Annotated in this window: 1 protein-coding gene; it reads right to left on the bottom strand. The window is 64.7% G+C overall.

Features of this window, described 5'->3' with window-relative positions; translation table 11 throughout:
- Nucleotides 1-41 precede the first annotated feature (41 nt).
- On the bottom strand, nt 42-1100 hold a 1059-nt coding region (locus WT24_RS16480), incomplete at its 5' end, for a DUF2827 domain-containing protein (RefSeq protein WP_060034899.1).

Below are 1100 nucleotides of genomic sequence, written 5' to 3'. Positions count from 1 at the left end.
CGCTTGACGGGCATTGGAGTCCGACATGCGTATGCTCCGGTTCAGGCGACCAGACGCGAGACGAACGCGTCGAGGTTCGCGGGGTTGTCGATCGAGACCGACTGCAGCAGCCGGCCCGCCTTCGCGCGGTAGTCGTCGAGGCGTTCGTCGTGATGCAGCCACGCTTCGAGCAGCGCACGGCCGCCGGCCGCCGAGTCGAAGTCCGGGTAGTAATAGCCGGCGTCGCCGATCAGCGTCGAGTTGTGGATCAGCGGATAGCCGCCGTACAGCACGTCGTAATACAGATAGTTCTGCCCGTTTTCCCAGTGGTGCGACACGACCGCATCCGCGTGACGCGCCATGAAACCCGGCAGGTCGAGCCGCGGTTCGAACGTCGCCTTGTGCTGGCGCACGAGATCGAGGCTGTTCGCGAAGTGCACGAAGGTCGGATGTTCCTTCATGTGCATCGAGTTAACGACAAACATGTGCTGCACAGCGTCAGGCCGCGCGCGATAGAACTCGTCGCACGCGAGCATCGGGTAATGGCAGGACTTGGCGACCGAGATGTTCGGCTCGAGCGTCGCGAGCTTCCACGGCCGCTGGCCGGGCCGATAGCCGAACGTCGCGCCTTCGCCGGCGAGCGTGGCGACGCGGCGCTCGAGGAAGTACGGCGACCAGATATGCGGCATCAGGTGGACGGGCGCGCGCAGGATCGTCTGCAGCATCGGCGCGGCGGTCTTGTCGTATTGCGGCAGCAGCCACACTTCATCGAACGGTGCGCCGTTGAACACGTGCCCCGACGGCTTCCCGAAGATCGGCGTTTCGCACAGGCCCGCATACACGTGCCCGCAGAAGAACGCGGCGATCTTCTTGCCGAGCGCCTTCATGTGCCTGAGCCATTCGACCGGCAACTGCGCGCCCATTTCGATCACGACGTCGAGTTCGTACGTGACGTCGGCGGGTTTCACGAGCGGGACGTCGAGGCCGTCGAGTTCGAGGCCGGCCGGCAGCGCGTTGGCGTCGCCGCCGTTCAGGAAATAGACGGGGCCGACGCGATCCGAACGCTTGAGCATCATCGCGAGGAACGCGATGTTCTGGTGAATGCCGTTCTCCCAGATCGC

This window comes from Burkholderia sp. MSMB1078WGS (genome assembly GCF_001528895.1).
Classification (GTDB): Bacteria; Pseudomonadota; Gammaproteobacteria; order Burkholderiales; family Burkholderiaceae; genus Burkholderia.
The sequence above is the reverse complement of the archived record's forward strand: the minus strand, read 5'-3'. Positions and strand labels throughout refer to the sequence as shown.